The organism is Treponema sp. JC4 (assembly GCF_000260795.1).
Taxonomy (GTDB): domain Bacteria; phylum Spirochaetota; class Spirochaetia; order Treponematales; family Treponemataceae; genus Treponema_D.
This window is the reverse complement of sequence record NZ_AJGU01000096.1, coordinates 1-1,665: the sequence shown is the minus strand read 5'-3', so window position 1 is coordinate 1,665 and position 1,665 is coordinate 1. Positions and strand designations below refer to the sequence as shown.

The 1,665-nt window shown below is 34.9% G+C and carries 1 protein-coding gene; it reads right to left on the bottom strand.

All coding sequences use genetic code 11. The features are described 5' to 3' along the window. The coding region (locus tag MSI_RS13365) for a PilZ domain-containing protein (RefSeq protein ID WP_155815650.1) at nucleotides 1–1,018 on the bottom strand (1,018 nt) is incomplete at its 3' end. Between the last annotated feature and the right edge of the window lie 647 nt (nucleotides 1,019–1,665).

The window sequence follows — 1,665 nt, the reverse complement described above, 5'->3', positions numbered from 1 at the left end:
GTTCTTCGAATTCAGGCTCTTCAGTTACCTCTTCTGCATTTTCCACCTGCTCCTCATTTTCTTTTGGAGCAGTAACATCCGAGGCTACATCTTCTTCTGTAAGAGAAAGGGCTTCCATAACCTCTTTTTCTGTTTGAGGAAGCATATTGTAAACAAAACTTAAAACTTCATTTCTCATTAATGGATCTATATGTGTACATTCAAAATGCAGAAGCGATTCATTTTTAACAGGATTGAATTCAGAATTCTTGATAGTTCCAAACATTACGATAAGCATGTTCTGAATATTAAACTGAAGTTTAATCTGAACATTAGAAAGTCCCTTTCCACCAATACGGATAAGGGCACCGGCTTCTGAAATATCTTCAATAAGACATTTATAACCGTTATGAGTTTCTACAGCGTGGTAATCATTGATTTTTTCCTTGATTATGTAGAGATAGCCGTAGATTTCGCACTTGGCACGTACAGCCCTTCTTTTTTGAGTGCGGACAAGATTATTTGAATGATTGATAAAAAGACAGGGAGAACCAATAAAGAGACCTGTCTGGGTTACTGCGCTGTCAAAAACGTATCTTGCATCGCCCTTGCGCCACAAATAAATTGTAAGGGTTTTATGAAGCCAGCTGTCGGTTGGAAGTTCAATCAGATCCTTGCGTTTTGGAATGGAAATTACCAGTTGTTTTCCGTTATTAATGATTTCTGATGTAAAAACACCCTTTCCCGGAAGAATGATTCTAAGCTTCTGGCCTTTATCAAGGGATAAGGTTGTCTGCATTCCTTTTTTTGAGTCAGATTCATTTTGAATTTTTGTACGGTAGTCAAAAAGCTTTGATAATAAAAACTGATAGGATTTAGCAGAATTAGGATCAAGAGTCTGTGCTGTAGTTGAAATCCTCTCCATGCATTTTGTCAGGGATGGCATTGAATAATAAAGTGAGTTGGGATCTTCAAGTCCAGAAAGTTCAGAGGCTTCCCAGAGGGTGGTTATATCTGCAAAAGAAAAGCCGTTATCCATTCCAGAAACAAAAAATTTAATTTTTGTTTTGAAAGCCGTGTAAATAGCACCGAGCAATAGAAAAAAACTATTACTGTTATTACTCCGATAATTGAATACACATTTTCCTCACTTTTTGCAATAAATACTAAAATATTATATCATAATATAGATGAAAATACATTCGTCAGTAGCAAAAATCGTAATTTTTCTTTAGTTTTTATCTTTTTTGTCCTACCTCCTCTTTTTTCAAAGCCTGCTATCCTTGCCTTTTCAGACTGGAAATTTCCTCTTTCTCAGGCTTTTTTGTTTGCCCTTTCTCTTTTTTTATTCTTTTCTCATAAAGAACTATGGAAAAAGCCGCTTCATTCCGGAAAGTTTTTTATATTTTATGACTTGATTTTTCCTGCAACTTTTACTGTCTGTATTTTATTTTCGATTTCGTTTTTCTTAAACGGAATTGCACTTTTATTAAAAGTCAGCGGACCTGATTACAGTATTGCTATTCCGCAAAATATCTTGCAATGGTGCTTTTGCCTTCTGACATTTATATTTGCAGCCTCTTTTGAAGAAATCCTTTACAGGTTTTATATACCAGACTTTCTTTTACATATAAGCTGCAATCGAAAGTTATTTATGATTTTAATAGAGGCTTTTACTGCCCTTTT